At 38.5% G+C, this 6,305-nt stretch carries 7 protein-coding genes; 1 reads left to right on the top strand and 6 read right to left on the bottom strand.

Going from position 1 to position 6,305, the window contains the following annotated elements; all coding sequences use genetic code 11:
• Positions 1-135 precede the first annotated feature (135 nt).
• The 6 genes from B5E62_RS12715 to B5E62_RS12685 form a co-directional block, all read right to left on the bottom strand.
• Positions 136-558 (bottom strand): sigma-70 family RNA polymerase sigma factor, encoded by a 423-nt coding sequence (locus B5E62_RS12715; protein ID WP_087174919.1) that lies wholly within the window; start codon positions 556-558, stop codon positions 136-138.
• Positions 559-715: 157 nt separating this feature from the next.
• On the bottom strand, positions 716-1,336 hold the full coding sequence (locus B5E62_RS12710; RefSeq protein WP_087174918.1) for a CatA-like O-acetyltransferase: 621 nt from the start codon (positions 1,334-1,336) through the stop codon (positions 716-718).
• A gap of 135 nt (positions 1,337-1,471) precedes the next feature.
• Positions 1,472-2,143 (bottom strand): FadR/GntR family transcriptional regulator, encoded by a 672-nt coding sequence (locus tag B5E62_RS12705; protein WP_087174917.1) that lies wholly within the window; start codon positions 2,141-2,143, stop codon positions 1,472-1,474.
• Between the two features lie 294 nt (positions 2,144-2,437).
• A complete protein-coding gene (locus B5E62_RS12700; RefSeq protein ID WP_087174916.1) occupies positions 2,438-2,815 on the bottom strand; it encodes a GNAT family N-acetyltransferase in 378 nt (125 codons plus the stop codon).
• A gap of 119 nt (positions 2,816-2,934) precedes the next feature.
• A complete protein-coding gene (locus tag B5E62_RS12695) occupies positions 2,935-3,780 on the bottom strand; it encodes a hypothetical protein (RefSeq protein WP_087174915.1) in 846 nt (281 codons plus the stop codon).
• Between the two features lie 212 nt (positions 3,781-3,992).
• Entirely contained in the window at positions 3,993-5,246 is a 1,254-nt protein-coding gene (locus B5E62_RS12685; protein ID WP_087174913.1) for an ATP-binding protein, read from the bottom strand.
• 428 nt (positions 5,247-5,674) lie between these two features.
• Between B5E62_RS12685 and B5E62_RS12680 the strand changes: the two genes are divergently transcribed.
• Entirely contained in the window at positions 5,675-6,298 is a 624-nt protein-coding gene (locus tag B5E62_RS12680) for a TetR/AcrR family transcriptional regulator (protein WP_087174912.1), read from the top strand.
• The last annotated feature ends 7 nt before the right edge of the window (positions 6,299-6,305 follow it).

Raw genomic sequence — 6,305 nt, 5'->3', positions numbered from 1 at the left:
GGCGATAGACATTATACCAGAAAAGGGAGGTCAATGCTCTTTTTATTGAAGATTTCCCTAAAAATCAAGGTTTCTATAGAATTTAGATACAAAAAAACAGGTAGTATTTGACACTACCTTTCATAGGGGAGAAGTTTACTCATGGTCTTTTCCCTCCATGAGCCGCCGCAGCCGCTGCAAAGCAAGCTGGATATGCCGCCCCGCTGTGCTGCGTGTCCGTCCAATATGTACGCCGATCACTCGCTGCGTCTGGCGCAGAAAGTAATAGCGGAAAATTTCTTCCTGTGTCTGCTCCGGCAGAAGGGCAAGGGCGGCGGCAAGTTCCGCATGGTACAGAACGGCGGTCTGGCCGCAGGCGGTAAAAAGATATTCTTCAAGCTGCTCCGGCTCGGCAAGCTGGACAAACTTCTCATTCATCAGATAGTCAAGGGAGATTTCCCGTTCCCATCTACGGCGCAGCTTCAAAATTTTATCTATGGCTGCGTGACGAATGACAATCTTGCAAAAAGCGTTGAATGTGTACTGGATATGCACTTTGTAGGCTTCATCTTCGGTCATGGAAATTCCCCCTCTCTGAATAATAGTGCGGGGCGGCAGCACTCCTAGCTGTCGCTCCTTGATTGACGGCCAGCAAAGGCGGACGGAGCTGTCAACGACAACGCGAAGCGGCGTTCATTTTATCATTGACTGGCTCGACTGGATTTGCTATACAGCCTTATGAGAAATTAGAAAGATAATTTTGCAATAATTCAGCTAATTTCCCGATGTGTATTCCGTCCACAAATGAGTGGTGGACTTGAACAGAGAATGGCAGAAGTATTTTCCCGTCCTTTTTGTAAAATTTCCCCCAATCAAATAGTGGCGTAGCATTATTTTTGTTACCAGAGTCCGTATGGGATATATGACGGTACGATACCCACGGGAAAGGCGAAAACTGATAAATGTCATTTCCCATAGGGCCTGTAAAATACACCGTCTGATTTGCTTCGGTTTCTTTGGCTAATGCTACATATTCTTCCATGCTGTCCTGCATTGGTACATTAACAACTTTGAAAAGCTCTGTGCCTTTCTTTAAGTAGGTAAAAGAAGTGTTGACCGTATCTAATACGGCGGGTTTCCCGTCTACAAACCGGCAACGAAAGGCTTCTATCTGGTTCGCACATTTTGTAACTGCGTAAACAAATGCAAAGGTAAAAGAATATCCTTTAGCCTTGATTTTTGGAAGAAAATTGGTAATATCCAAATCAAATGTAACACAATATTGTGGTTGCACACTGTTTCTAAACGCTTGGTAGTGCATGGCTCTGTCCCATGTAGATAAGTCAATAAATCTCATTGCTTTCCTCCTTTGGTCTTGTGGCGAATACGGGGCTATACAGATATAATACATCTATTGTTGTATGATGTCAATGAGACATACTATGTCTTGCTCTAAAAAAAGTGCCTGCCGGTTACTGGCAAGCACATTCTCTTAGTCAATCCCTAATTCTTTGATAGCGTGCATGATATGAATTTTCATGGCGTTTCTGGCTCCCTCTGCGTTACGCTGCTCCAAAAACTCCATTATCATTTTGTGGTCGTTTACCGTATCGGAAATTGCCCGGTCACTTTGCGTTGACAACACTACTCCCTTGGAAATTGCCTGATACAGAATAGGCATGAGTTTATTCATAAACTCATTATGAGTAGCTTGTGCAATCGCCTTATGAAAAGCGTGCTCGTCTTTTGTCCTGTCTTTACCTTGTCGGATTTCATCTTCGATACGCCTGCCATAGTCTAAAATTCTTTTTATCTCTGCGTCTGTGCCTCTGATTGCCGCATAGTAGGCAGCTTCCGGTTCAAAAATAAGACGCATTTCATAAAGGTCTTTTGCATTTACTTTGATATTAGATAGCTGTTCTAAATCTTCTGATTGTCTAAACGCATTGTCTGTGACATAAGTTCCTTTTCCCCGTTGAATTTCCAAAACTCCATAGGCAACTAATATACGTATTGCTTCCCGGAGAGTGGTACGGCTCACATTCAATTCTTCTGCTAAATCCAATTCATTTGGAAGCTTCTCCCCGGCAGAAAAGCGTTTTTCAACAGTTATCATTGTTAATATATTATCTGCAACGCTTTGAGAAAGCATTTTACTTTTCATGGTTGTACCGCCTTTGCTTTTTCTCACATTATACTATGTCTTAGTAGTTACTTCAAACGGAATAGTTGAAAAGCTGTCTATCAAAATTCTTATATGTTACTTTATGGCGATCATTTTCAATACACTCGGCTTTGACTTTTACAAGCTATCGCGGATGAATAGAAGATATTGAAAAGGATACTGTCAAAAGTGCCAAACATCAAAAACAGCCCATTCAATTTCCGGCACAAGAGAAAATGAAAACTGCCGTTGTGGGAATGAGTGTTCCTGCAACGGCAACTTTCTGCGTTAATATTATTTTTTCTCTATCATATAAGATTGTAAACTCTTTTGGCAGCCATTCTTTTCATAAAATGCTTCAATTCCCGGCTGTGAACCAAAATACAGCATGGTGGGTGTGTTCTCCTTGGCAAGTTGGAGAAGTCGGCTTCCTATCCCTTGCTTCTGATACTCTGGAAGTATAAGTAGCTCGGTAATCGTTCCGAAGAAATATCCGTCTGAAAGAATACGCAGGCAACCCACAAGTTTTTTCCCATCATAAGCAGTTATATTTAGAGTTTTATCTAAAGCATTTTTCGTCTTTTCAATATCATAATCTCCCGGCCATACTTGTTTTACAAATGTAAGAAATACCGAAGCGTTAAGCATTTTATCATCAATTCTGTATTCCATCGTCCCTGTACCTCTCAAATTTCATTGGAGTAAATCTCATTCCATCAGCTAATTGCTCACTATCCATATCAATAAAGCCCAGTTTTATCGAGTACATTACTGTTCTCTTTTGGACTAATTTATATTTGCATTTCCGTATTTTCTCTTAAGTAGTTAATGATATTTTCATCTAATACATTTTTATACTTTTCAAAAAATTGCGATACAAACGGCGCTACCCAATATTGGGAGCCTTCTGGTGGAACATCTCCACAATCCAGATAATCAATATAATCATATGACATAATCAACAATGGACGTATAAGTACCATTAAAAACAGGAAGGTAATTGTAATGTATATTGTCATCTCAGACATCCCATTGCATTTTTCCTCAATCTTCTGTTTGACAATCAATTTAGAATACGGCTCATTATAAAAGAAATATCCATTCGAATGTACATAATTGTTTAAATTATCAGCAATTTTATCAAAAGACTCCTTTAATCCATAGATTTTAATTGCCTTTTTAGCGGAAGGATGTAATGCAATACATTTTAATACAGAACCTATATATAAATCCTTTTGCTTATTATGCGCCCATTCCCATATATTCTTTTCATCTGAGCTTAATTTATCTAACTCTACAAATTTAGTCAAATCACTTTTGTCTGCTACTACAAGTAGGTATAAATAATAAAACAAATCATCTCTAAATTTTCTTAAAAGGGTATACGCATCTGCAAAATTTCCACTCATGCAACAGCAACGAATACTTTCCATTGTTCTTGATGCAGACTCCAAAACAATATTTCCTTCAATTACACCCGTTATTCGGATAACTGAAAAATCCCTTCCAAAAGTCAAATATCCTAACTCGTTAAGAAAATCTCTGATTTCTGTAAGCGTTTCTAATAACTGTCTAATAGTCTTATCTTTCAGAACAGCATTTTTATTTTTTTCAAATTCATCTTCTGATAAAAACATTTATTTTTCTCTTTTCCTTTATAGAATATCACATCGAGGCTCTTTCAAAAATGGTGTAGTAGTGGTGTAGTAAGCGCCTTTCCTCGCCGTGAAACTATTGATTTTACAGGCTTTTCCGGAATTTTTCAAGATACTGCCGTGGTAGATAAAAAGAATTTTAATGATGTTCGTATTTCTGCTTATATGCAAATGTTTCTTCTTCATCACAATTATTACTTTATCGCATACTTAGTACCTCTTCCCCTTCCTTCAATTTTCACGACGCCTTTTTTACCCATTTGTTTCAGTAACTGTGTTGTCTTTGATTTTCCAAACTCCACATAAGGAGCTATTTCGCTAATTGATTTCAACATTGTCCGACTTAAAAGCTTATATATTTTTCTTTCATCTTCCGTTAAATTCAGGTTTTTCTCAAAAACCGGAAGTACAATCTTGATTGTGTTTTCCGACACTTCAAAATCCGGCTGTATCAAGCCTTCTTCATAGAGCTGTTTTATCCTTGTGATTCCTGTGCCGAATATTTCGACAAACCCCAGCCTGTAAAATACATTTGCCAGATTTCTATTTCTTAAAACCGAAAGTTTCCCCGATAAATATTCATCTTCTCTTATTCCAGAAGGCAATCCTCCCGGAGAAACAATTTCTATCCTGTCATCAAACATCGAAACTTTAATCTGCGAATCCACATCCCACGCTCTGTGGATCAGTGCGGTTGCAATCGCTTCTCGAAAGGCAGCCTCCGGTATTTTTTCTATCTTTTTCCTTTCAGGGCCTTGTATTTCTTCATATTCATAATAATCCTTGAACACCTCTGCCGTCTTTTCGTAGACTTCCAAAATGGATATATGATCAAATGTTGCTCTCTTATGGATCACACTGATGTTTTCACCGAATTTCACAATATCAATTCCCGGAAAATGATTTTTATCAGCCAAAATACCAGCTGCATTATTATATCCAGTGGCGCTGTTATATAAATTCAGCGTTTTCAAGGTATCTTGATTAAAAGTTTCAATCTGAATATATTCTTTTAATTTTTCGCATAAAATATCAAACGTCAGTTCTTGATCTTCACAGGGCAATTCTTCAAATCTAATATTTTTCCCTTCTAAAATCAGTCTTGACAACTCCAGTGTGTCAACCTCTATTGTTGCAGTATCATTTCGTTTGTAGGCTTTTGATTTATATAAATATGGCTTATGACTCCCACTTTTTACAGTCAATTTTATCGTTCTATCATTATTCTGCAATTCCAATGTGTAATCGGGCTGCGGAGTAATGCTGTCATTAACTTTGTTTTCAATGTCCAGGCACGCTTGTTTTACATCCGGCAATCCTTTGATATTGCCGTTGTCATCAATACCAAAATAGATTTCTCCACCTTCGTAATTCGAAAAGGCACTTACTGTTTTTAAAAATGTATTTGTAATCTTTTCCTTGAACTCCGTTGTTCTCGTTTCACGCATACACAGCGCTTCCTTTCCAATCTTACTATTTATATTATAGCCAAAAACGCGCAGAAAATCAATCGTATTTTTTTATGATTGTTTTTCTGATTGTTAGGAGATAACACTCCACATCTTATCATATATTCCTTTCAACGTATATTCCCCCAGAATATGCCCGTCCTTTTCCCGATAAACTCATTGAGATAAAATTCAAAAGTCAGATTTAACAAGTTATCCAACGTCAAAATATACAACTCATAATTTTCCTCACGTAATAATATACCCTTTTATCGGAACAACAGCAACGTTATCGTGATAATATGATTGTCCCTTTTCGTATGATCCAATATCAGCAGTCCAGAGTTGAAAGCACGAAAATCCTATTGACATACATGCAACATGCATGATACGATATACATACACAATGCATGTAAGGAGGTGGGCTCTTGCCGCGAAACAAATATCCGGAGGAAACAGTCCAGAAAATCCTAGACGCTTCTTTAAAATTATTTTTGGAAAAAGGGTACGAGGAAACAACCGTATTAGACATCATCGGTGAAATGGGCGGCCTGACAAGAGGGGCCTTTTACCATCATTTCAAGTCAAAGGAAGAAGTGTTTGACGCTTTATGTGAAAAGCTTTTTAATGAGAGCAATCCCTTTGAAAGGGCCAAAGAGCACACAGAGCTGAATGGCCTGGAAAAGCTGAAATTTGTTCTGAAAACGTCCTTTGATGACACCGAACACCATCAGCTGAGCATGGCCTCCATGCAGCTTATGGGAAGTCCGGCCTTTCTGAAGAAGCTGGTGGAAAGCAATCAGGAGCTGGCGCCCATGTACCAGGAGCTGATAGAGGAAGGGATACAGGATGGCTCCATAAAGACAGAGCACGCAAAATTGCTGGCAGAGCTGTTTGTCCTTTTAACAAATTTCTGGTCCATCCCCACCATATATCCAATGACACCGGAGGAGACATGGGAAAAATTTTTAATGATCAAAAACATCATGGACAAGCTGGGACTTCCGGTGATTGACGATGAAATCGTTGAGCTGTGCAGACAGCATGCATAGGAAAATA

This window comes from Lachnoclostridium sp. An118 (assembly GCF_002160985.1).
Lineage (GTDB): Bacteria > Bacillota > Clostridia > Lachnospirales > Lachnospiraceae > Claveliimonas > Claveliimonas stercoravium.
Note: the sequence above shows the minus strand (reverse complement) of the source record. Positions and strands in the feature narration are given on the sequence as shown.